24 protein-coding genes and 1 pseudogene are annotated in these 23,134 nt (G+C 42.5%); 19 read left to right on the top strand and 6 right to left on the bottom strand.

Going from position 1 to position 23,134, the window contains the following annotated elements; translation table 11 throughout:
- The first annotated feature begins 70 nt into the window (after positions 1 to 70).
- The 9 genes and pseudogenes from KH172YL63_RS16550 (at position 71) to KH172YL63_RS16510 (ending at position 8,433) form a co-directional block, all read left to right on the top strand.
- Positions 71 to 796 (top strand): alpha/beta fold hydrolase, encoded by a 726-nt coding sequence (locus KH172YL63_RS16550; protein ID WP_173107139.1) that lies wholly within the window; start codon positions 71 to 73, stop codon positions 794 to 796.
- 98 nt (positions 797 to 894) lie between these two features.
- Positions 895 to 1,377: pseudogene (locus KH172YL63_RS16545) on the top strand (efflux RND transporter permease subunit); the annotation flags it as partial.
- Between the two features lie 137 nt (positions 1,378 to 1,514).
- Positions 1,515 to 1,811 (top strand): hypothetical protein, encoded by a 297-nt coding sequence (locus KH172YL63_RS16540; RefSeq protein ID WP_173107138.1) that lies wholly within the window; start codon positions 1,515 to 1,517, stop codon positions 1,809 to 1,811.
- Between the two features lie 451 nt (positions 1,812 to 2,262).
- Positions 2,263 to 3,117, top strand: coding sequence for a malate synthase (locus tag KH172YL63_RS16535; protein WP_173107137.1), 855 nt, complete (start codon positions 2,263 to 2,265; stop codon positions 3,115 to 3,117).
- Between the two features lie 264 nt (positions 3,118 to 3,381).
- A complete protein-coding gene (locus KH172YL63_RS16530) occupies positions 3,382 to 3,564 on the top strand; it encodes a hypothetical protein (protein WP_232066046.1) in 183 nt (60 codons plus the stop codon).
- Between the two features lie 136 nt (positions 3,565 to 3,700).
- Positions 3,701 to 3,991 (top strand): hypothetical protein, encoded by a 291-nt coding sequence (locus KH172YL63_RS16525; RefSeq protein ID WP_173107136.1) that lies wholly within the window; start codon positions 3,701 to 3,703, stop codon positions 3,989 to 3,991.
- A 325-nt stretch (positions 3,992 to 4,316) separates the two neighbouring features.
- Positions 4,317 to 4,562 (top strand): type 1 periplasmic-binding domain-containing protein, encoded by a 246-nt coding sequence (locus KH172YL63_RS16520; protein WP_173107135.1) that lies wholly within the window; start codon positions 4,317 to 4,319, stop codon positions 4,560 to 4,562.
- A 960-nt stretch (positions 4,563 to 5,522) separates the two neighbouring features.
- Positions 5,523 to 6,335 (top strand): hypothetical protein, encoded by an 813-nt coding sequence (locus KH172YL63_RS16515; protein ID WP_173107134.1) that lies wholly within the window; start codon positions 5,523 to 5,525, stop codon positions 6,333 to 6,335.
- A 328-nt stretch (positions 6,336 to 6,663) separates the two neighbouring features.
- The gene (locus KH172YL63_RS16510; RefSeq protein WP_173107133.1) at positions 6,664 to 8,433 is read left to right on the top strand and encodes an ATP-dependent nuclease; all 1,770 of its coding nucleotides are present in this window, start codon (positions 6,664 to 6,666) and stop codon (positions 8,431 to 8,433) included.
- Positions 8,434 to 8,602: 169 nt separating this feature from the next.
- On the opposite strand, the gene KH172YL63_RS16505 is transcribed toward KH172YL63_RS16510, so the two are convergent.
- A complete protein-coding gene (locus KH172YL63_RS16505) occupies positions 8,603 to 9,904 on the bottom strand; it encodes a purine-cytosine permease family protein (RefSeq protein WP_173107132.1) in 1,302 nt (433 codons plus the stop codon).
- A 242-nt stretch (positions 9,905 to 10,146) separates the two neighbouring features.
- Here KH172YL63_RS16505 and ald point away from each other — a divergent pair, with 242 nt between their 5' ends.
- Both ald and KH172YL63_RS16495 read left to right on the top strand, forming a co-directional pair.
- A complete protein-coding gene (ald, locus tag KH172YL63_RS16500) occupies positions 10,147 to 11,265 on the top strand; it encodes an alanine dehydrogenase (protein ID WP_173107131.1) in 1,119 nt (372 codons plus the stop codon).
- Between the two features lie 360 nt (positions 11,266 to 11,625).
- Positions 11,626 to 12,306: a metal-dependent hydrolase gene (locus KH172YL63_RS16495; protein WP_173107130.1), complete on the top strand. Its 681-nt coding sequence runs from the start codon at positions 11,626 to 11,628 to the stop codon at positions 12,304 to 12,306.
- Between the two features lie 149 nt (positions 12,307 to 12,455).
- Here KH172YL63_RS16495 and KH172YL63_RS16490 read toward each other — a convergent pair whose 3' ends face one another.
- Together KH172YL63_RS16490 and KH172YL63_RS16485 are read right to left on the bottom strand one after the other, a co-directional pair.
- Positions 12,456 to 13,139: a DUF5694 domain-containing protein gene (locus tag KH172YL63_RS16490; RefSeq protein ID WP_173107129.1), complete on the bottom strand. Its 684-nt coding sequence runs from the start codon at positions 13,137 to 13,139 to the stop codon at positions 12,456 to 12,458.
- Between the two features lie 62 nt (positions 13,140 to 13,201).
- On the bottom strand, positions 13,202 to 13,876 hold the full coding sequence (locus tag KH172YL63_RS16485; RefSeq protein WP_173107128.1) for a hypothetical protein: 675 nt from the start codon (positions 13,874 to 13,876) through the stop codon (positions 13,202 to 13,204).
- Positions 13,877 to 14,200: 324 nt separating this feature from the next.
- Here KH172YL63_RS16485 and KH172YL63_RS16480 point away from each other — a divergent pair, with 324 nt between their 5' ends.
- Positions 14,201 to 14,443 carry a hypothetical protein gene (locus tag KH172YL63_RS16480; protein WP_173107127.1) on the top strand — a complete coding sequence of 81 codons (243 nt, stop codon included), beginning with the start codon at positions 14,201 to 14,203 and terminating at the stop codon, positions 14,441 to 14,443.
- Positions 14,444 to 14,660: 217 nt separating this feature from the next.
- Here the strand turns inward: KH172YL63_RS16480 and KH172YL63_RS16475 are convergent, their stop codons facing one another.
- Positions 14,661 to 15,422: an SDR family oxidoreductase gene (locus KH172YL63_RS16475; RefSeq protein ID WP_173107126.1), complete on the bottom strand. Its 762-nt coding sequence runs from the start codon at positions 15,420 to 15,422 to the stop codon at positions 14,661 to 14,663.
- Between the two features lie 453 nt (positions 15,423 to 15,875).
- Here KH172YL63_RS16475 and KH172YL63_RS16470 point away from each other — a divergent pair, with 453 nt between their 5' ends.
- On the top strand, positions 15,876 to 17,195 hold the full coding sequence (locus tag KH172YL63_RS16470) for a DRTGG domain-containing protein (RefSeq protein ID WP_173107125.1): 1,320 nt from the start codon (positions 15,876 to 15,878) through the stop codon (positions 17,193 to 17,195).
- A 268-nt stretch (positions 17,196 to 17,463) separates the two neighbouring features.
- Here KH172YL63_RS16470 and KH172YL63_RS16465 read toward each other — a convergent pair whose 3' ends face one another.
- Positions 17,464 to 17,772, bottom strand: coding sequence for a YtpI family protein (locus tag KH172YL63_RS16465; RefSeq protein WP_173107124.1), 309 nt, complete (start codon positions 17,770 to 17,772; stop codon positions 17,464 to 17,466).
- A 93-nt stretch (positions 17,773 to 17,865) separates the two neighbouring features.
- On the opposite strand from KH172YL63_RS16465, the gene KH172YL63_RS16460 reads away from it, so the two are divergent.
- Positions 17,866 to 18,807, top strand: coding sequence for a DHH family phosphoesterase (locus tag KH172YL63_RS16460; RefSeq protein ID WP_173107123.1), 942 nt, complete (start codon positions 17,866 to 17,868; stop codon positions 18,805 to 18,807).
- A gap of 211 nt (positions 18,808 to 19,018) precedes the next feature.
- Complete coding sequence (locus tag KH172YL63_RS16455; protein ID WP_173107122.1) at positions 19,019 to 19,651, top strand: hypothetical protein; 633 nt, start codon at positions 19,019 to 19,021, stop codon at positions 19,649 to 19,651.
- 44 nt (positions 19,652 to 19,695) lie between these two features.
- On the opposite strand, the gene KH172YL63_RS16450 is transcribed toward KH172YL63_RS16455, so the two are convergent.
- On the bottom strand, positions 19,696 to 20,697 hold the full coding sequence (locus KH172YL63_RS16450) for a DUF3231 family protein (RefSeq protein WP_173107121.1): 1,002 nt from the start codon (positions 20,695 to 20,697) through the stop codon (positions 19,696 to 19,698).
- A 148-nt stretch (positions 20,698 to 20,845) separates the two neighbouring features.
- Here KH172YL63_RS16450 and KH172YL63_RS16445 point away from each other — a divergent pair, with 148 nt between their 5' ends.
- The 4 genes from KH172YL63_RS16445 (at position 20,846) to KH172YL63_RS16430 (ending at position 23,125) form a co-directional block, all read left to right on the top strand.
- On the top strand, positions 20,846 to 21,169 hold the full coding sequence (locus KH172YL63_RS16445) for a hypothetical protein (protein WP_173107120.1): 324 nt from the start codon (positions 20,846 to 20,848) through the stop codon (positions 21,167 to 21,169).
- Positions 21,166 to 21,669 (top strand): hypothetical protein, encoded by a 504-nt coding sequence (locus tag KH172YL63_RS16440; RefSeq protein WP_173107119.1) that lies wholly within the window; start codon positions 21,166 to 21,168, stop codon positions 21,667 to 21,669. The genes KH172YL63_RS16445 and KH172YL63_RS16440 overlap by 4 nt, the downstream gene beginning before the upstream one ends.
- Before the next feature lie 34 nt (positions 21,670 to 21,703).
- A complete protein-coding gene (locus KH172YL63_RS16435; RefSeq protein WP_173107118.1) occupies positions 21,704 to 22,030 on the top strand; it encodes an antibiotic biosynthesis monooxygenase family protein in 327 nt (108 codons plus the stop codon).
- 252 nt (positions 22,031 to 22,282) lie between these two features.
- Positions 22,283 to 23,125 (top strand): alpha/beta fold hydrolase, encoded by an 843-nt coding sequence (locus KH172YL63_RS16430; protein WP_173107117.1) that lies wholly within the window; start codon positions 22,283 to 22,285, stop codon positions 23,123 to 23,125.
- The last annotated feature ends 9 nt before the right edge of the window (positions 23,126 to 23,134 follow it).

The following is a 23,134-nucleotide window of genomic DNA, read 5'->3' as shown; positions in this document are numbered from 1 at the left end:
AAAGCCAAGTTATCACTTACTTTTTATGGTATTGTAAAATTATAAATATTCCAACAAAGGAGAGTATGAATTGATTTTACATACAGAAACATTTGGCGAAGGAGAACCCATTGTATTTCTTCATACCGGTTTACAAAGTGGTTTAACGGATTTTGAATACCAGAGAGATCATTTCAAGAAGGATTTTAAAGTACTTGTTCCAGATCTAAGAGGTCACGGGAAATCCAGTGAGAACGATTTTTCTAATTACTTTGAGGATTGTGCTTCTGATTTAGCCGAGACCTTAAATGATTTTGACCTTAAAAAGGTACACATTGTTGGTTGTTCATTAGGGGCTTTGGTTGGTTTGAAATTTGCTAAGATGTTCCCGGAGAAGACTTTAACGCTCACGTTATCTGGTGTTATTTCCGAAAAGCCTGGTAATTGGGATGAAATGAATAACTTACAGGCAGAACAACTCAGAGCGTTCCTGAAAGATGAACAAGCAGTACAATATTTTGATCATTTGCATTCATCTGATTGGAGGCAGTTTATCTCTATGGGTGAGGACGCAGATTGGTATCCATTTCATGAAACGACGGATATAAGGGATCTATCCGCCCCTACACTTTTAATGGTCGGAGAAGGAAATGAATATGAAACAGCCGGCGCTCAAATTTATCCTAAAATGAATAAACGGGTACACGTCTCGGTTATTCCGTTCGCTTCTCACCTGGTACATGCTGAACAGCCAGAGATTTATACAAAAATACTAGAACAGTTTATATTGAAAAATCTTGAAACGACGAAAATATAACGAAATCCAAGAGCAGCCGTTCCCAGTTGGAATGGTTGTTTTTTTATTTTACACATGAATATCTGAAGGGCAAATTTATAGTCTAATCATCTCGGCAGGCCATGATGATTGCCGTAGGACTCGTGTTCTTAACGCTCACCATCACATACGGAGGAATCATTACCCCATCTGTGATCCTGTCATCATTGATCTTTGTCCCAATCGGCTCTCTGGGCGCGCTCCTGATCACAGGAGAAACCCTATCCATGAGCGGCATGATCGGGATGCTGATGCTCATCGGAATCGTCGTCACCAATGCAGTAGTCATGGTGGACCGGGTAGAAGCCAATCTCATCAGCGGAATGACCTTAGAGCCTGCAGTGGTCGAAGCCTGTACCACACGCTGCCGTCCCATCCTCATGACGGCACTCGCTACCATCCTGGCACTCGTCCCACTGGCGTTGTCCACATCCTCGTCAGGTGTGATATCGAAAGGGCTCGCCATCACCGTCATTGGCGGACTGACCACCAGCACACTGCTCACCCTTGTCTTCATACCCGTTCTGTACAGTGCAGTGGGAAAATGGAGAAGGTTGTCATAAACATGAGGTAGATACAAAGCTAAATAAAGTGGAGATGTTGGCAAAATTAAATACATCTCCCGATTTCTTTCATCATATATGTATTAACGAACAGGCAGGATAAGCATTCTGCCTGTTTCTATAGGGGAGGGATTGTATTGAAAAAGTGGATCGTCAGCGCTGCCGTCATGGTGGCTTTATTGAGTAGCATGTATATGACAAAGCCTACAGAGGATATGTATGCTGAGTGGCTGTTAGAGGTGATGAGTGAAAGGATGGGGGTTAACCAGCCTTTAGAGAATAGAATGTTGAAGGGGTTAGGGAAGAAGATGATTAAAAGTCATTCAGAGTATCGGGATTATGTGTTTTTTAGTGTTCATAGGACGGAGTTTATGGGGAGGGATATGAGGTTTGTTGGGGTGTTGGGGGTTTTTGTGCCGGTTTTGGAGAGGTAGAGGGGTAAGAATGAAAGTTATAGCGTTCAGTCCCAATTCCTTGACGCATCGACCGAAAGAAAGCAACGTAGCAGCATAGTTACTACTAAAATCAATGGCTGTTAAGGATCACCTATCATTCGCTTGGAATGTGCGGTTTTCCAGATTAATTCAAAAAGAGTCAAATTGGATCCGTCCACATTTAATCGGGGATTTTGACGAGAAAAACGAAAAAACTATGAGCTGTACCAATCATCAAGATTTGAACAAAATTTCATTTTACCTTGCAATAAAATAGGTTGTCAACACTAAAGTTGTATTTTTATCAAAAAAATGTTATAATTATTTCCTGGTGATTTTTTATATAGAACGTTTAGTTATATATCTTATTTATTCCGAAGGGAAATTCAAACAGTTTTGTGAGCTTTTCAGGCAATAGTACCCGAGTGATTATACAAGGAGGACTAATATATTGAATTTAATCAATAAGAAAGTTACACATGAGCGGTTTGGTATGGGAAGTATCGTTAAACATAATGATACGGTAGTTGAAATACATTTCGCCTCGGAAAATAAAAAATTTGTTTACCCGGATGTATTTGGACAGCACTTGAAACTACATGATAAAAATGCTGCCAATTCACTTGAAAAAATTTTACACGAGCAGGAAATGGAACGCAAAGAGGAAGAAATGCAGAAGGAAGAGGAAAAGGCACGCCAAAGAAAAAACCAGGAGCTTCGAGTGGGTCATGAAAAACTTATGAAAAATCATAAACTACATCCCGAATCGCAGATGGTTTACAAGTGCGATCCAGAAGAACAGAGCAGCTCCTTTTCAGATTGGACGGTTTCCTCTGGTGAAATAAAAAGTGGTAAAAATAAGGGTAAACCAAACAAGCCCAGTCGCTTACACCAAAACAGTGCGGTCCTGCTGACAGCACTCGATCCCGGCAGTCCTGAAAAAGACAGACGTATTTTAGGTGTCTATATGGTGAAGGATCATTTCATCGGTAAACTTTGTGAAGATGGAAATATTCCGGCCCATTCCCATTACAGACTCCAACTGACAGACGAGGAATCGAAACAGATGCCTTTCTGGAAGTACTATGTCAATGAGAAATCCCCTCAGCAAACCACTTGGAATACAGGTAAGTATCGTTATTTTGATAATTCCTGGATGGCTCAGATTCTGCGCGACATCGTTTCATTGAAAAGTGACACGGAAGAACAAGAGTTGGCACAACAATTTCTGGACCACTTCTCTAAGATGAATCAAATAGTAGAGCAGGAGTTAAAAGAGCCAAATGGAGCGTTATTGCGTGCATAGATAAGAAAAGCGGGGGAACTGGCACATATAAGGTGAGAGAGTGTGTTAGGTTCACTGCGAATAGTGTTAAAAAGGGACAAGGCGGCGGCCTTGTCCTTTTTAGTGGTTTTTGGGCACCTTGATATTGGTATCAGACCCTAGGTACGGTGAAGCGTTAATGAGCTGGGGGATGGACCCATTCTTTGTAATTGCAAAAGTGAATAGAAAAACAGAAACAGATAACGGTCAGTTATCTTTAGTTTGAAAGTGGGTTTTTCCAGAGTAATGCATAAAGTCAAATTGAATCCGTCCTCATTAACCCCCGCTTTATCCACATCCTCATCAGGTGTGATATCAAAAGGGCTCGCCATCACAGTCATTGGCGGACTTGCCACCAGCACCCTGCTCACCCTTGTCTTCATACCCGTTCTGTACAGTGCAGTAGGGAAATGGAGAAGGTTGTCATAAACATGAATTAGATACAAAGCTAAATTAAATGGGGATGTTGGCAAGATAAATACATCTCCCGATTTCTTTCATCATATATGTATTAACGAACAGGCAGGATAAGCATTCTGCCTGTTTCTATAGGGGAGGGATTGTGTTGAAAAAGTGGATCGTCAGCGCTGCCGTCACGGTGGCTTTATTGAGTAGCATGTACATGACAAAGCCTACAGAGGATATGTATGCTGAGTGGCTGTTAGGTGTGATGGGTGAAAGGATGGGAATCAATCAGCCTTTAGAGAATAAAACGTTGAAGGGATTAGGGGAGAGGATGATTAAAAGTCATTCAGAGTATCGGGATTATGTGTTTTTTAGTGTTCATAGGACGGAGTTTATGGGGAGGGATATGAGGTTTGTAGGGGTGTTGGGGGTTTTTGTGCCGGTTGGGTAGTGAGGGGTCAAACCCTTTGTGGAGTAAAGAAATAATATTTGAGATTGACCCTGTTTCCTATTGATGATTATTTAATTTTGGTCTGAATATATTTTTGGATAAATTACTATTTTTTCCATATTCGTTCTAATTATTATTTCTTAAATCTACTCCAAAATTTGATATTAGTATTTGAAATAATATTGTTATACTCATAAGAAAGCAACTTTAACTTAGTTGTTGACGAAGACGGAAAGACAGGCATGTAAGTCGTCTTCGATGGCCGGAACGCCACCTAACATATCACTGACGTTGAAGACCTCATCCAGAAGGGTGAGACGGCCTGTTGATCAACGTGGCAGACCCAGTGGCCATCTCTAAAGCCGTTCAATCAGTCATCAGCTTGGGCGTTTGGGTGCCAGTCGTCCCTCTTAATCGCTCAGCGGCAAAAGGTGACCTCGCCACACTCGGCAGCCCTGACAGAGAAAAAGGCGGCGAATACCTCGTGGAGAAGTGTGGTGAAGGAGAAATACTTGAAGGTGTCACTGAAGCATTCGCCAATCATGAGAGAGCATCTGGTCCCACAATATAGTAGATGAAAAGCTTAATGTCGTGGCATAGCAGCGTGCGAATTTCGACAGTGTTGGAGGATTGAATCCAATTAAGAACATGGTTTAAGGTAGAAGCTTTGTTTGCTGTTAAGGATGAAATGGTGTTGAAAGCACTGCAGGCGATTTGGAGTTTGGTTCATTATGTGTTGTCAGGGAAAAGTTGTGAAGAAAATTCCGGTGACGTTGATGTTGATGGTGGAGGATAATATTGGAGAATTTTCAGGTTAATTGTGATGGGTGCTCTTTCGTGTGGTGGCGCGGGAAAGGTCTGGAACTTTATCAATTTGAATGATAAATTAATATGATTTACATAAAAATAGGAAAAAATGGTATAATGATATTAATCATTCTTTTTAACAGGCTCCGCCGCCTGAACAGACGGCACATGATTTGTGCTCAACTGAGCATCCCTCAACAATAAAAGATAAAGGGGTGGTCGTTATGAAACAACTGTTTACAAGCCTTAGAGGACTTCAAGTCGTTTTGCAAGCAATTACTTTTTGTGCGAGTTTTCTAATCTTTAGTAATGACATCGTTGAGGGGTCTGTTAAAAAGAATGAATAAGTAAAAAGGATCGTATAGGAACGATCTTTTTTACTTTTGTCTTAGAATGACAAAATTTAATACTCCTGATGTAAGGAGATTATTTAATGGTTAAGGTGAATACCAAGAAACTGGGTTTTAGTACATAGTAGACTTTTTTGACCTTTCTAAGGAGAAGGATAAAGGCTTGGAACGTATAAGGCCGAAGAGAATAGGAACTGCCTTCAATAATGTCCTTACATAAGGTCTAAATACGATAGAATTTGTATTAAAATATTCAGAGAGTCAAGCTATATTTACAAGAAACGATGAAGTGGCATTCGAAGGAATATAGGCATTAAGTGTTCTAAATGAGACGGAAATGCTAATTATTAGTTTTAGCTTATTGGGGAGAATATATGAGTATTCAAAAACACCTTTTAAAAATATTTAAATGGATTCTTATAAAATTAAAGTTAATATTAATTTGGATTAAGTCAAATAAAGATTTAATGGTATCACTCACTTCACTGACATTAAGTATAGTAACAATTTTTATTATGAAATCAACTAATGAAATAATGGTTACTACAAATAAAATTATGGAAACACAAATTGAAGTAGAAAAAGCAGACAAGCTACCAATTATTAATTTTGAGGGATCTTACAAGGAGGATCGAAGTGGTTTTGCATATGGAGAAATAATAACCATTCACAATGAGGGTGGTATTTTAAAAGATTTTTTTTCAGAAGAAATTACATCTATAGAAATACAAGTATTAGATTATAGTAAAAATAAGGAACAAATAATCATTGAAATCCCAGTGAATGACTATTATGACTCAGCATTTGCTACGGGCTCTTTACAAAAGAAGATAATTACATATGATAATCTTACATCTGAGAATGGGAACAATAAAAGACGGTTTGAAGTTATTAATAACTTTTTAGAAAAAGCAGAAACTTACTCTGAACTAAGGAGAAACGATTCAAATAGAGCTTTTAGTATAAGTGCTCCTATATTTAAAACTTATTTTTTTGTTTCCTACAAGGATATATATAATCAAAAACATGAAAATTATTATATTGTAGATCATTTTGGTGCGAAAATAATAGAAAAGTCAGTTGGGGAAGAAAAATTTTCTAGTGAACTAAATCAGTTCATTAATCTTAATGATATTAATGAGAATATGTTGCTAGAATTAATAGAAAAACGATTAGGTGTTTTGTAATTATTCGTTATAGGGTCAAAGTCCGTACAGTATGTTGACTTTTCTATTACTACATAATTCTATATATAAATTGTAGTTTCTAGTGCCGGTTTGGTGAGAGAGATCAGAATTAATGTCCTTGATATACATATTTTGTGAAAACTTGCATGAAAATTTTTGGGGTTTAAAGGATAAAGTAATAGGATGATGAATGTAATTGTATGAAAGGTACAATAGGGGTAATGCATTAGGGAAATGTATTAGGTATGAACATAATTCATTTGAAACTTGGAGCAGATACTTAGACTGAGTAATCAAAAGTCTCTTTATAAACAGGGAGTGCTAAATTATGGAGGAAAAAGTAACTATTACATCAATAAAATTCAAAAATTATAAAGCATTAAGAGAATATTCAATAAAAACGAATAACATGAACATCCTCGTGGGGCCAAATAATTGTGGGAAATCTACTATATTGAGTGCCTTTAGGATTTTAGGAATAGGAATTAAACAAGCTCTACATAAAAAAGCCTATTTAGTAGAAGGGCCAAACGGCAATCAGCTAGGACATGCACTAACTGTTGAATCAATTCCTGTATCTATAGATAATGTACACACCGATTATGAAGAAGTAGATTCAATTATTACATTTAGATTGTCAAATGGAAATAAGTTAATCTTATTTTTTCCTAGTAAAGGTGGGTGTAACTTCATTCCCGATGCTGGTGTAAAAGTTGGTTCACCAACAATATTTAAAAAACATTTTCCAATCAGATTAGAAATAATCCCTGTATTAGGGCCATTAGAACAACATGAAAAGATATTAACTGAGGAAACTATTAAACATGGTCTTGCCACTCATAGGGCTTCACGCCATTTCAGAAATTACTGGTTGAAAAATCCAGATGGTTTTGAAGAATTTTCAAATTTAGTAGCAGATACGTGGCCGGGGATGGAGATTGAGTTACCAAGAAGAAGTGATATGTTGTCCCAAGAGATTACAATGTTCTGTAGGGAGAATAGAATAACAAGAGAAATATTTTGGGCAGGTTTTGGATTCCAGATATGGTGTCAATTATTATCACATATCTATAGATGTAAAGAATCCACATTACTAATAGTAGATGAACCTGAAGTTTATTTGCATCCCGATGTTCAAAGACAACTTTTAAGTATACTTCGAGATGCTGGTCCCGACATCCTAATTGCGACCCACTCGACAGAAATTATGGGTGAAGCTGACCCGGCTGAAATATTATTAATTAATAAACAAAAAAAATCCGCCGAAAGATTAAAAGATATAGAGGGAGTACAGAATGCATTAAATGAGGTTGGTTCGATCCAAAATATTACTTTAACCCAACTTGCTAGAAACGGAAGAATTATTTTTGTTGAAGGAAACCATGATTTTAAATTAATTAGAAGATTTGCAAGAAGGTTAGGTTTAATTGAATTGGCCTCTGGAAATGATATCACTCCCCTTGAATCTGAAGGATTCTCATCGTGGAAGAAAATAAAAGAATTTTCTTGGGGATTTAAAACTACATTAAATAGTCATATTAACGTTGGTGCAATATTTGATAGAGATTATTATTGTCAAGAGGAACTATCAGAAATAAAATCCGAACTTGATACTGCATTAGTATTTACACATATTCATAAGAGAAAAGAAATTGAAAACTATTTACTTAATCCAATAGTATTGGATAGGGCATTGAAAAAGGCAATTAAAGATAGGGAAATTAGAACAGGAATTGTTATTGAAGAGCAAGAGTCAATTTATCATATATTGGACCGTATGTCATCTAAACTTTCTAGCTCCACCCAGGCACAATATATTGCAAAAAGAAATCAATATCTAACTAAAAAAACAAATAAAGACCCTGCAACAATTACCACTGAAACAATTAATAATTTCAATAATAAGTGGTCAGATCTTAATTCAAGAATGGAAATTGTACCAGGAAAAGAGTTACTCAAATTAATAAGGGAAGAGGTACAAAAGATTTATAGAGTAAGCCTTACTGATTTTAGAATAATTGATGAATTCAAAAGAGAGGAACTACCAAAAGATCTTGTTGATCTCCTAAAATCAATAGAAAATTTTAGAGTGATTTAAATAATTGAACGATTTTTTTTATAATAAAGAGACTTCTAAATTCTAATTTTTTCTATAGAGGTTGCTAAGTTAAACTTTGCACAAATTGAAGCGTTTCTTACTAGTAGAGAGCGAACCTACTATACTGGTTCACTCTCTATTTTTATCCAAATATCTTAACAGAATCTTGTCATTCCATTCCCCCTCGTGTTTTACTAAACACATAAACAACACAAGTAACAATAAAACAACTAAACCCCGGCGAAACCGAATCAGGAATTCCCAAATAAACCACCATCCCAATCACCAAAACAACCAAAGCCTCTCGATTAAAATTCGACTCCCCACAAGCCAGCCCCACAAGCGCACCCTCAGAAATCCTCCCCCTCCTAACAACCAAATAATCCGCCACCACAATCGCCGATATCGGTATAATCAAGATCCCCAAATAAGAAACATACGCCTGCGCATTATAAACCAGCTGCGGAAACGAACTTAAAACAATCCCGGCAGCACTAAACAACAGGGCACTCTGAATCCGCGATAGGGAAGGCAATGCATTCAGCAAACTATATCCCCCTGTATAAGCATTACTCAAATTAATAGAAATCATCGACACCATTGCACAAGCCGTGATCACCAACAGAAGCAGGCTGGAGTCGGTCAATTGCCCCGCTGCCACGAATGGGTTCAGATCCTTGAACAAACTTGCACTCAATCCTCCAAGGAGCGCGGTCATCATGAATCCGACAACGTTCCCTGCATATAACCCCCAGAATCCATGGCGGTCACTCTTACTGTACCGTGTGATGTCAGATGAAGCGCTCACGCCGGAGATGTATTGGACGAATACAAGGCTTGAGTAGAATAGGAACGTTCCAATCGAGAAGGGTTCCTGCCCTTGGTTTAGCGTCGCAAGCGCACCGGCTCCTTCAGTCAGGAACAGGTACAGAATGATTCCCTGGCCGATCACGAGGATCGGGATGAATAGTTTGGTCGCTTTTTTGACGGCTTCGAAGCCGATGAGGGCCAGGAGGGTCATGATGATGGCGAGTCCGATGGCGACCGGTATGAATGGTATGGTGTACGGTGTTACTTTTTCCACCATGGAGATGATGACGAAGGTTCCTCCGATGGTCTGCACACTGAACCAGTAGAGGGACGTCAGCGACCGGATGGGGGATGCGATGAGCATCGAGAGCCGGGTTCCGATGATGGTCCTGAGGACGTATTGGGCGGGCAGGCCGTAGCGGGAGCCCGGGAGTGAGAGGAATGAGACGAAGAGGAAGGCGATGCTTGCTCCGAGTACGGTGGCTGTGAAGGCTGCCTGGAAGGATAGTCCTCCTTCTAGGACGGCGAGTGCCGGGATGAGGAAGTTGCCTGCGTTGACGGAGAAGGCGAGCTGGATGATGAAGTATTCGATCCAGGTGGTGGTCTTTAATTGTGACGGGACTTTCTCTAATCCGAGTCGTTCGATGGCTGGCTGTTTCATGGGATGATTCTCCTTTGTTCCTACTTTGATGCACGGTTTCTATTTTATAGAATTTTTGCAAAAAAGCGAAGAAATAATCATTTTATTTTTTGTAGAAAAGTAGAGATATTTCCTTATGAATTTGTTAGAATGTAAGTGCTTACAGGGTGAGTATTTGCCCTTCGCTATTATATATGAATAATGGTATATTTATGAAGTAAATGCTCCAAGGAGCAATAGAGCAATTAGGAGGTTGGCTTAGTATGCGTATTGGTGTACCAACGGAAATTAAAAACAACGAAAATCGTGTGGCTATGACCCCGGCTGGTGTTGTGAATCTTGTTCAATTCGGACATGAGGTTTACATTGAGGCAGGAGCAGGAATGGGTTCAGGTTTCACAGACGAAGATTACAAAGCAGCAGGCGGACACATCGTCGATTCTGCAGCGGAAGCATGGTCCATGGACATGGTCATGAAGGTAAAAGAGCCACTTCCAAGTGAGTACTCTTATTTCCGCGAGGGGCTTATCTTATTTACATATTTACATCTTGCTCCAGAGCCTGAATTAACGAAAGCGTTGATCGACAACAAAGTGATCGGAATCGCGTACGAAACGGTTGAACTGAATCGTGCCCTTCCATTGCTGACGCCGATGAGTGAAGTAGCCGGACGTATGGCGACTCAAATCGGTGCCCAGTTCCTAGAGAAGATCCACGGTGGTAAAGGTGTCCTGCTTTCAGGTGTCCCTGGTGTTCGCCGCAGTAAAGTAACGATCATCGGTGGAGGAGTTGCCGGTACGAATGCCGCGAAAATGGCTGTCGGACTTGGTGCCAACGTAACGATCCTTGACCTTAACCCGGATCGCCTTCGTCAGCTTGATGATATCTTCGGCAGCGACGTAACAACGCTTATGTCCAACCCGCTAAATATCGAACAAGCTGTCAAAGAAGCAGACCTAGTCATCGGAGCTGTACTGATTCCAGGAGCGAAAGCACCTAAATTAGTAACAGAAGACATGATCAAAGCGATGACACCTGGTTCAGTTGTTGTCGATATCGCCATCGACCAAGGTGGAATCTTCGAAACAACAGACCGCATCACAACACATGACGACCCAACATACGTCAAGCACGGCGTCGTACACTACGCCGTTGCCAACATGCCTGGTGCCGTACCACGTACGTCCACCATTGCACTCACAAACGTGACAGTACCTTATGCAGTGCAAATCGCAAACAAAGGCTACAAAAAAGCATGCCTGGACAACGAAGCACTATTAAAAGGTATCAACACACTGAACGGATACGTAACATACCAAGCAGTAGCCGAAGCTCACGCTGTAGACTACTCAGACACAAGAACTCAATTAGAGCAACAATAACAACAACAAGAAGCCGACTGGATGGGAATGTTCAGTTGGCTTTTTGTTTGTTTAAAAGGCATTGAAATAGGATGGGATTGGTTGATTTTTGTATTGCACAAAAAGCGTCGTGATCCTGAAGTACGGAAGGATACGCCTTTAGTTGATTGTAGCGGAAGGGGCTCGACTCCGACGGAAAAAAGCTGTGCTGGTGAGACCCCACAGGGCGCAGCCCGAGGAGGCTCACCGCCAGCCCCGCGGAAAGCGAGCCCCTGCAGCGAAAATCAACCAGCAGTCACCCAACTCGCTTAAATTTATGAAAATCGGGTATACCATAAAAGTAGAGAACCCTAAGATAAGTTTATTTGGAGGAGATACAAAATGAAGATTTCTTACCATGGCCATTCAGTAGTCAAAATTGAAACGAACGGAAAAACAATCCTGATCGACCCATTCATCAACGGGAACGAACTGACAGATCTTAAAGTAGAAGAAGAAAAACCCGACGTCATCATCCTCACCCACGGACATAACGACCACGTCGGCGACACAATCGAACTCGCCAAGAAAAACGACTCACTCGTCATCGCCAATCACGAACTCGCCACCTACCTAAGCTGGCAGCTCGTCAATACTCACCCGATGCACATCGGCGGTGCCTATGAATTCGACTTCGGTAAAGTCAAGTTCACCCAGGCATTCCACGGATCGGGCCTCATTACAGACGGCAACGAAATCATCTACATGGGTATGCCGGCCGGAATCCTGTTAATGATCGAAGGGAAGACGATCTTCCATGCAGGGGATACGGGATTATTCTCCGACATGAAGCTGATCGGGGAACGTCATCCAATCGACCTCGCCTTCCTGCCAATCGGAGATAACTTCACGATGGGACCTGAGGATGCGGCAACCGCAGCAAGCTTCTTAAAAGCGAAGAAAGTCGTGCCGATTCACTATGATACATTCCCGCCGATCAAGCAGGATCCGCATAAGTTTGTTGAGATGCTTGAGGATTCTGAAGGAGAGGTTATGAAGGCTGGGGATGTGATTGAATATTAATAGCTTGATGATGTTGTAGATTGAATCGTTGAGATAGTGTGCGTTTTCTATTACCTGTTAACATGACAAAAAGCTTGGGATATAATCCCGAGCTTTTTGTTTATGTTGTTATTCTTTTAAAGCCTCCGTTTGTTGAATATGAAAAAAAGTTATTTACTTGCAAAAGGATTGATTACCTTCCACCCATTTCCTTCAAATAATTTTCTTAGCATCCAAAGATGGTCACTTCCAATTATGAGCAGAATGCTATCATTAGAATTACTCGTATCAATAACAGTTTTAAAAATCATCAATTCTCTTTCCAACCATTTATTTAAAAAATCAAAACCAATCATTTTTTCTTTGTTATCAGTTACAGTAACAAAAGATAAGTACATTTCCTCCAGTTCTTTAGTAGCTTCCTTGTCATTTAATTTTCTAAAGGAGTCAACCAATGGCGTGTTAAGACTAATATTAGGAGCATTTTCACTAATAACCTTCATTGTATTTAGTAATTCAGGATATGAACTTTGAATTGAGCCATTAAGTTCCGTCATATCTTCTTCAGTTATGCCCCCTGACCAATTCACTGCATATACTTTTTCGTGATTTAACTTTTGGGCTAACCTAAATCCAATTTGTTGAATTTCATCGATTGAATAATCTCCCTTTGATTTTTTGTACTCTATATTTAGTTCTTTATCTTTTGACTTTTCCCATTCCACAGCGACTTTGGTTGGCTTGTAATGAGCTAAATAATCAACTAACTCTATTACTTCCTTTTCTTTTTTTTCTATTAGTTCCTCGTCCTGTACAAAATGATAAGTTCCTACAAGTATTATTTCTTTTTTCAACTATCTCTCCCCCTGTTACTTTGTTTGTTCCATAAACCTGTTCTTTACTTGAATAAAGAGGGTTATGATACTTGCGCTTCAGTTTTTAAAATAAGGCAACTCTTACATAAATAGTAGAGGATATTAAACTCTCCTAACTGAAAATCCACCACAGAGATGAGTTCTTGTTCTCCGTAGTCCTGGGTTATTGTAGCGATGTATTTCATTTTACTCTTACAAAAGGGACAAGAAGAGTCTTCAGGGAAATCATCGTATAACGGAGCACCTAAAATCCTGCATAGATACTCTGAACCAAAAGAGTCAAAAGCAAGATTATAATTGTCTTCAGTAGTAGGAATATCTTCTAACTTCATAGAAAGAAGTTTAATATTGGTTTTGGGAAGTGGGACAGGTAGCTTGTCTTCATCATCTGAAATCCATTCCTCAAGATTTTCCTGCTTAATGATTTTTAAAGTCTTCCCCCTATTACATATTTTAAAATACTGTGGCTGCCACACCATCGAACAGTTTAAGCACGAAGCTAGAGGTAATATGTCGATATCTTTAGTTTTTAAATCGGAGAGTCTCTCATCGTTTAAGTCAAAAGTAAAGATTAGGTGCATTTCTTTTCTACATAACTTACAAATCGGAACTTCACATTCAAGAGTACCAAAAAAGTGATTATAATTATCGTTACCCTCAATAACTCTGTAACCTTTTTCTCCATTCCACTGTTCTCCATAAGGTTTTCTATTCATAAAAATTCCTCTCTACAAAAGTGTCTCAATAATCCTGAAGAATACAAACCAATAGTTCCTTTTTCAATTTAGCTGACCTGCTAATTGAACATCTAAACAATTATCATTCTAACGCTAATTTTACCACATAATGTAATGAATCCTTGATCAACAAACCACTTTAATTTAATGAGCTATTAAGTAAGCTTTTCACATGCCCTATACATGATTCTCCAAAAAAACGACCGACCCAACTCCAATTCCCCCACCTTTTTCTCACCTTTACACAACATCCTCCCACCACCCGCATATACATGATACAAGCCCAGAGAGGAGGAAGAACGCTTGAAACAACGATACATTCTATGCTTACTCATAACCGGAGCCCTCATTTACTACGGAGCTCCCCGCATGTCCATCTTTGCACCTGGCCCAGAAGGCACCTTCGCCATCAGCTGGCTCATCCTCGCTACATGCGTCATAGCCGGCAACCTTGCAGCCCTCCTGTACACACCGAAGGGAACAGGCAAAGGCAAAAAGCTGAAATCGAAACACGTGCGGAAAGTGAAATCAAGGTCGTTTGGATGAACGACTTATGGAAGTGGGATTTCATTTGTGATAGGATCCCAACCCATTGTTGATTGAAGCGGAAGGGGCTCGACTCACGCCCCGCGGAAAGCGAGCCCCTGCAGCGAAAATCAACCAGCAGTCTCTAATTTAAAGTGGGGATATCATCTCCCATTCACAAAAGAATCCGATAGAAAGCTCACTTATTCAGTGACCTTTCTATCGGATTTGTTTCATTCTATCTTCCGAGCCATCCCCCATCAACAGCTAATAAATGACCATGAACATAATTGGAAGCGCCTGAAGCTAAATAGACGACGGTCCCCTTGAAGTCATCCGGTTCTCCCCAGCGCCCCGCTGGAATTCTATCAAGAATTTGTTTATTTCTGATTGGGTCATCCATGAGGGCGGTATTCATGTCTGTAGCAATATACCCTGGGACGATCGCATTCACATTAACGCCTTCTTTTGCCCATTCATTGGAGAGCGCTTTCGTGAGCTGTGCCACCCCGCCTTTTGCTGCTGCATAAGCGGGGACGGTCACTCCTCCTTGGAAAGAAAGGAGGGAAGCGGTGTTGATGATTTTGCCTCCGCCTCTTGCCACCATATGACGGCCAGCTTCCTGACACAACAACCAGACCACTTTTAAATTAATGTTCAACACATCATCCCAATCCGATTCAGGAAAGTCAACGGAAGGCGACCGGCGTTGAATCCCTGCATTGTTTACTAAAATATCAACCTTCCCAAACGTCGAAACCACACTGGGGATGGCCGATTTCACTTCTTCTTCTTTTTCAAGGTCGCATTGGATAATGGAGCACTTTCTGCAGAGTTGTTCAATCTCATCCTTCACTTCAGTATGTTCCACATTCCGTTGTAGCAAGGCAATATCCGCTCCTGCTTCTGCCAGAGCCAATGCCATCGACCGTCCGATGCCACGGGTTCCCCCGCTGATGGCGGCTACCTTTCCCGCTAAATCAAATAAATGCTTCGTCATATGTATCTCTCCTTCTCCCAAAAAATTGATCCACATCTTCCTTAAAAAGGATCTTTTTAATAGTGTATCAAGAATGAGGCGTCGATTGCGAAAAAAGGGCCACCTTCATGTCAGAAAATGGTGAGTTGTACCTTTTGATAGAAACGACCAAACTTTCTGCAAGATTTTTAAGGAACGAACCGCCAATGTTGATTGAAGCGGAAGGGGCTCGACTCCTGCGGGATAGTGGGACAGGTGAGACCCCGGAAGCGCAGCTGAGGAGGCTCACCGCCCACCCCGCGGAAAGCGAGCCCCTGCAGCGAAAATCAACCAGCAGTCGCTTCTCAAAAAGCAGCAATATGCACTCAACCCCCGGGGCTTTCATCACTGAAAGCCCCGATTAAATTGAATCACCAGCCTTTTCCCATTATAATGAACTTATAAAGTAGGACGTTACAAAGAAGGGTGAAAAGCTTGGCTACTAAACATGAACAAATACTGGAGTACATAGATACGTTACCTGTCGGTGAGAAGATCTCCGTCCGTCAAATTGCGAAGGCGTTGACCGTGAGTGAAGGGACCGCGTACAGAGCGATCAAGGACGCCGAAACGAAAGGGTACGTCAGCACGATCGAGCGCGTCGGGACGATCCGGATCGAACAGAAGAAGAAAGAGAACATCGAGAAGCTCACTTACGCCGAGGTCGTCAATATCGTCGACGGACAAGTATTGGGAGGCCGGTCGGGCTTACATAAGATGCTCAATAAGTTTGTCATTGGGGCCATGAAGCTTGAAGCGATGATGAGGTATACGGAAGCAGGGAACCTGCTGATCATCGGGAACCGGACCCAGGCCCAGGAGCATGCACTGCGGGCGGGGGCAGCGGTCCTGATCACCGGTGGATTCGATGCCGATGATCACGTGAAGAAGCTTGCAGACGAGCTGGAGCTTCCGATCATTTCGACTTCTTACGATACGTTCACCGTTGCGACGATGATCAACCGTGCGATTTATGATCAGCTGATCAAGAAAGAGATTGTATTGGTGGAAGACATTTTAACGAAAGCCGATGATACGGCTTATCTTCATATCAATGACACCCTTGAGGAATGGTACGAAAAGAATCAGTACACGTTCCACAGCCGTTTCCCGGTTGTCGATCATAATCTGAAGGTGCTCGGCATGGTGACGTCGAAGGATATCATGGGGCAGGACAAGGGAATCGGCATCGACAAGGTCATGACGAAGCAGCCGATCACGGTCAGCCCGAATACGAGCGTCGCATCAGCCGCCCATATCATGATCTGGGAAGGGATAGAGCTGCTCCCGGTCGTCAATGAGCAGCACCGTCTGCAGGGGATTATCAGCCGCCAGGACGTCCTGAAGGCGCTGCAAATGATCCAGCGCCAGCCACAGGTCGGCGAGACGATCGATGACCTCATCAGTAACGGCGTCGAAGTGTCAGCCGAGAAAAAGGGCGACAAAGAAGTCTACCTTTTCGCCGTCACGCCGCAGATGACAACCGGCATCGGGACGATCTCATACGGCGTCTTCACCACACTCATGACCGAAGCCGCCAACCGGGCCCTCAAGCCGTACAAAAAAGGTGACCTCGTCATCGAAAACATGACCATCTACTTCATCAAGCCCGTCCAGATGGAAAGCATGCTCGAAATTCACCCGAAAGTGCTCGACGTCGGCCGGAAATTTGGTAAAGTGGACGTAGAGGTTTACAGCGAAGGCGTCCTGATGGGGAAATCCCTGATGATTTGCCAGTTGATCGACAGGCATTAAGCTGGATTGGGGCCGCTTGAATTCGACAAGAAGATCATATATTGGGGGCAGCGGCTCATATTTTAAAAATCCGGCTCATAATTTCTGATACGGGCTCATAAATCTCGAATCCAGCTCATAAATCGTGAAACCGGCTCATATATCACCAGACCCGCTCATAAATCCGGTAAGCGGCACCAGACCCGCTCTTATATCGGACGGAGAGTGCTTCCCGAGAAGCAAAATCCATAAAAAAAGACCGGATCGGCATCCGGTCTTTCAAAAAAGCTTATTTTTGGCCGTCAAGTTCCTTCGCTTCACGTTCGGCGAATGGAAGCACATGCTTGTACATTTTAAATCCGGCCCAGCAGCTGCCGAGTCCGATCAGGATGAACAGTCCGCCGATAAAGTAAGTCAGGTTGGATGGGAATAAGAACAGCTGGTTGATCCCAAACAGCGCCACGAACAATCCAAGGGCGATGCTTGCTTTAGCTGACAGCCATTTCTTTTCCATCGGTCGCCTTGTTCTTACCTGTCTGATTTTATAAAAGACATAAAAAGTGAATGTGACGACAATCAGTAATGCGAGAAAATACATAATATTAGTCCTCCATCGTTGACATCTCTCGCTACTATTTTACAGATATCAGGCCAAATTGCCAAATATAAATCCATTACAAAGGAGATTCTTATGAAAGAACAAATCCTGAACCTTATCAAACAATATGAAACAATCATCGTCCACCGCCACGTCCGCCCGGATCCGGACGCATACGGCTCCCAGGGGGGACTTGTTGAAATGCTGAAAGCTTCCTTCCCTGAGAAGAATATTTACGCCGTCGGGAAAGAAGAAGAGACGCTTCATTACCTGAACCGCCTGGATGACATTGAAGATCACGTATTCGAAGGGGCACTGATCATCGTCTGCGATACGGCGAACGAAGAGCGTATCTGCGACAGCCGCTACAAGCTCGGGGACAAGCTCGTGAAAATCGACCACCACCCGAATGAGGATGCATACGGCGATCATCTGTGGATCGATACGTCGGCAAGCTCCGTCAGTGAAATGATCTATGAATTCTATCAGTTTGGAAAAGATAAAGGCTTGACGCTTCCGGACAGCGGGGCACGTCTCCTGTTCGCAGGCATCGTCGGAGACACAGGCAGATTCCTGTATCCGAGCACAACCCAGAAAACCTTTGATATCGCAGGCGAACTGATCCGCTTCGACTTCGACCGGAACGAGCTGTTCAACCGCATGTACGAAGTCGACGCCACCGTCACGAAGCTTCACGGCTACGTCCTGCAAAACTTCGAAATCGACAGCGACGGCTGCGGCATGATGGTCATGACGAAGGACATACTGGATCAGTTCGGCGTCGTCCCTTCAGAAGCATCCCTCCTCGTCAGCACACTCGGCGACGTCAAAGGCATGAAGGCGTGGGTGTTCTTCATCGAAGAAGACGACCAGATCAGGGTCCGCCTCCGCTCGAAAGGCCCGGTCATCAACACCATCGCCAAGAAATACAACGGCGGCGGCCACCCGCTCGCAGCAGGTGCGTCGATCTATTCTTGGGAAGAAAAAGAAGAAGTGATGAAAGATTTACGGGAAGTGTGCAGAAACCATCAATAAGTGAAAGAGCCGGCGGATGCCGGCTTTTTTTATACCATCAACAGTGGTGCCCAATCCCGCTAACAGTGACTCCGGCAAGGCACGCTATTGCGTCTATTCATTTACTCCAACAGAATTGATAGTATCCGGATTCTATCAATCTGCATAGTATATGTTGAAAGGTTTTGTTTCATGGACCTTTCTCATTCTATGACTAAAGGAGAGACAAGAGATGGGAAAAAAGAAATGCAACCCTAAACTTAACTTTAATTTTGAATTTAACAATAATGATTTTACCGGCTATCATCAATTTAATATAAGCGATCAAGAAAACTACTTTTCCGTGATTGACAAGAAGTCTGTACAGGGGATCGTACGTGTCGGGATGGATGACTTTGTTGGATATCCAATGGATTGTAAAAAAAGAGGTGGATGTCTATCAGCATCCTCTATTGAATTTGAAGATTTTAAAATTCACCTTTTAAAAAATAGTGGAGTGGCCACGTTGGAAGTAAGAGAGGTTAACACCGCCATTGTCCAACCAACCGAAAGAGGAATGATCTATACACTAAGTGGAACGGGCGTCTTTGCAGATTTAGGGGTCACCAGTAAATGGACGATCGTCGGTGGGGCTACCCGATTCCTGGAGGGGTCAATCCCTGGACCTCAATTAATGATTATTCCAGGATTTGAGATGAAGACATTAGATGCAGACGCCGCATTCTCGATCAGGATTGATAATGATGTGTTGATGGATGGTACGTCTGAAAAACAAGTTGTCAGATCGCCTATTCTAACTAACACAGCGGCAATGGTTGCTACTACGAATGACAGGATCGGGATTGTTCGGGCTGGGGAAGCGTAGGAATTGGAGAAAAAAACACCTTCGATTTGAAGGTGTTTTTTTCATTATTTTCCAATCAACTTATTCTTATCCACCATCTGCGGAGGCTGCTCAAGCCAGCCGTTCTTCACCATCAGCTTGACCCCTTCCTTGCCGTAAGTGAAGATATCCGAGGTGACCATCGCCGTTTTCATGGAAATATCGTTCCGTAAGCTGAAAATCGAGCCGAAGCTGTTCCCGACAATCCCGAACCCGTTCAGTAGATACACGCAATACATCATGAGCTTGTCACTGAATGGCGGCACTTGCGAATTCGTCACCGTGCTCCCTGACGTAGCGGAAAACTGAATATCACTTTCAAGCAGGATCGATTCGAACAGCTTGATTTGCTTCTTGGCAAGCTCCTGGCCTTTAACAAAATATTTCTGGACGTCCTTATTGGTTGCACATTGAGCGAACCCGGTGATCAATTGGAACCCGATATTATTCGCCTCAATCGCGTGATGCAAATACCCTAACTCGATATCATTCAACGGCCTTTCTTCACTGAAAAGATGGAATCCGCTCAAATAATCCTTTTCCTTCACGAACTGATTCGCTTTCGCTCTCGTCACGTTCGGCGGCAGCGTCAGGATCCCCCTTTTCAACAGATAGAGGGTCGCTAACTTATAGATCTTCTGCGTAACCGACGTGAGCCCTTCAAACAGCGTCATCACATCTGACCGGTAAGCCATATTGATGCTCATCGTGTACATGCCCATGCTCACTTCTTTCAGCACCCGGACAAACATAATATCAAACCCATGATCATACAACTTAGGCGCATCAAGGAACACATCATCCTCCTTGAAGCCCACAGGGATCGGAACCCCTTCATTTTCAAAAATCTTCTCCAGCAACAGCACATAATTGTCGAGCTCCTGCCAGAGCCCACCGAGGATATTCCGCGCTTCCTGATCATCCGACTTCTCGATGAAATACTCCAACATCCTTAAAATGAGTGTTTTCTCCTGATACGTCAGCCAAAGCGACCCAATTTCGGACGAACTGAGGGGATTCTTATTCATTGCACAATCCTGCCTTTCCTGATTACTCTTACCCTCTATCCTCTTCTATTTTCCAATAAATATGCGGCATAAAAAATTAACATTGCCGGAACAAACAATTTTTGGAATAATTGGTATAAAGAAAGAGCAAAAGGAAAAGAGGAGACACATGACCAGAAGAAAAAAGGTCCTCATCACCAGCCTGATCACAGTAGCAGCCCTGCTCGTACTGCCGCCGCTGCTCGCACCGGTCATCCACGACCACGACTCACCCAGGTCCGCACTAAGGGAAGCCCTCTACAAAAACGGCCACCCCTACCAAAGCTTCACCGCCTTCATCCAAAAAAGCGACTACATAGACGAAACATACGGCCAGCTCTACAACGTCTACTGGTACAACTTCAACAGCCCGACCGGAGACACGGCGACCTTATGCTATGCGAATGGTGGGGATGATGAAGGGTATGAGGTTAGCTGTGGGACCGGGCCGTGAGTAGCCAAACTGAAAGCCGAATGAAATTAAATGCTGAAGTCTACAGACTCGGGTTGTTGATCGGATTCTTTTCGATACAGGAAGTGATCATCTGGGCCGACACCTTAATCGAACAATTGGATAAGCCGCCATATGAAATCATAATGTTATCACTATCTTCAAAAGACGACATATGTACAGTGGAGAGAAAATTGTCCGAGATAAAAGGGGAATACGATACTGAACTGCTTCCTAAAATCATAATGGGATTAATGAACGACTATTTACATGACAAAGAAAATACAGGCAGAGTGATAAAAAGCCTGGAACAGTTACTGAAGTATCTGCCATCGAATGATGATGAAATCGAGTCGGAAATACATTTTTTATCGGATGGCTATTATTTAGCACATCAAAATATTTATGGAGAAGAACAGGAAGTACTTGATAACCTCAGGGTTTTCCTTCAACAATTTAGAGGATATACCTGTTATAAAGGCGCATCGATTGTAAAAGATTAAATCTTTGTTCTTCAAACAAAAGGAGCACCAAACCATGAACCCAATCGCCCAAACCCCACAACCACCCTACTACGCCGTCATCTTTGTCTCTGAGCGCACCGAAGACGACACAGACTACGGCAAAATGGCCGACAAAATGGTAGAACTCGCATCCCTGCAGGACGGCTTCCTCGGAATCGAAAGCGCCCGGGACGAAGGAGTCGGCATCACCGTTTCCTACTGGACATCCCCCGAGGCCATCCAGCAATGGAAAGACCACGCCGCCCATCAAGTCGCACAGCAGCGAGGGAAGAAAGAATGGTATAAACGCTTTGCACTGAGAGTATGTAAAGTGGAAAGAGATGCTTTTTTTGAAATCTAACAGAAGGAAGGATCACGATGGAAGCAATATTTTCAATCATAGGCGAGATATTGAGTGCAGTCGTGACTTCATTGCTTGGTGAAAAGGGTAAGTGAATGCTTGAAGGACATCAGATTAGCTGATGTTCTTTTCTTTTTTAAAATAATTATTAAAAAATCGAAACTTTCACACTTCCGTATCCGTCTATATAATGCTAACGGTTTATCCAACTATATCATCTATTATTTAGAAAAAGAGAATGGGGGAAATTTCATGTGGAAACAAAAACTGATCAGCACTGAACGGGGAGACTTTGAAATATTCACAGCCGGCAGCGGGGAGCCGCTGTGCGTCACCCATCTATATAGCGAGTTTGACGAACGGGGTTATTATTTTGCCGACAGATTTGTGGAAGACTTCACCGTTCACCTCATCAACTTAAAAGAAGCGGGAAAGTCAACCGGCGTGAAAGACGCCTATGAAATGAGCATGAGCGAAACGAGCAATGACCTTGAAGCAATCCGGACGGCACTCGGTTTCGCTGACTGGAACTATGCCGGCCACTCTACAGGCGGGATGCTGGGACTCGTGTATGCCGCGAATCATCCGGATTCGTTGAAGCGGCTGATTGTTGGCGGGGCTTCTGCGACGAAGGGGTATATGGAAGACTGCAACAGTATTTATAGTGAAAAAAATCCGGCTAACAAAAGAATGAAAGAGATTTTCTCAATCTTATCTTCACCACATTCACCGAAAATAGAACGACAGCAGGCTGCCCGGGAATGGACCGAGCTATCTCTGAATCATCCGGACAGATTCGATGAATACTTTTCCAAACCGAGCAGCGGCAAGGTGGTACAGAAGCGATTGGATTACTATTCATATTCTGAACTGCCGACTTATGATATTAGAAGAGAACTGACCAGAATCAAAACACCGACCATGATATTCTGCGGCAAATACGATTCTCAGTGCCCATTTGTCTTTTCCGAAGAAATCTTCCACCTCGTACCGAATTCCACATTGTACATCTTTGAAAACAGCAGCCATGCACCGCACATCGAGGAAAGAGAGAAGTTCTGCGGGATGGTGAGGGAATCGATTTATATGGTGTGATGGGAAAAG

Origin of the sequence: Bacillus sp. KH172YL63 (assembly GCF_011398925.1) — a bacterium.
Classification (GTDB): Bacteria; Bacillota; Bacilli; order Bacillales; family Bacillaceae_B; genus Rossellomorea.
This window is presented reverse-complemented; position numbering and strand designations above follow the sequence as displayed.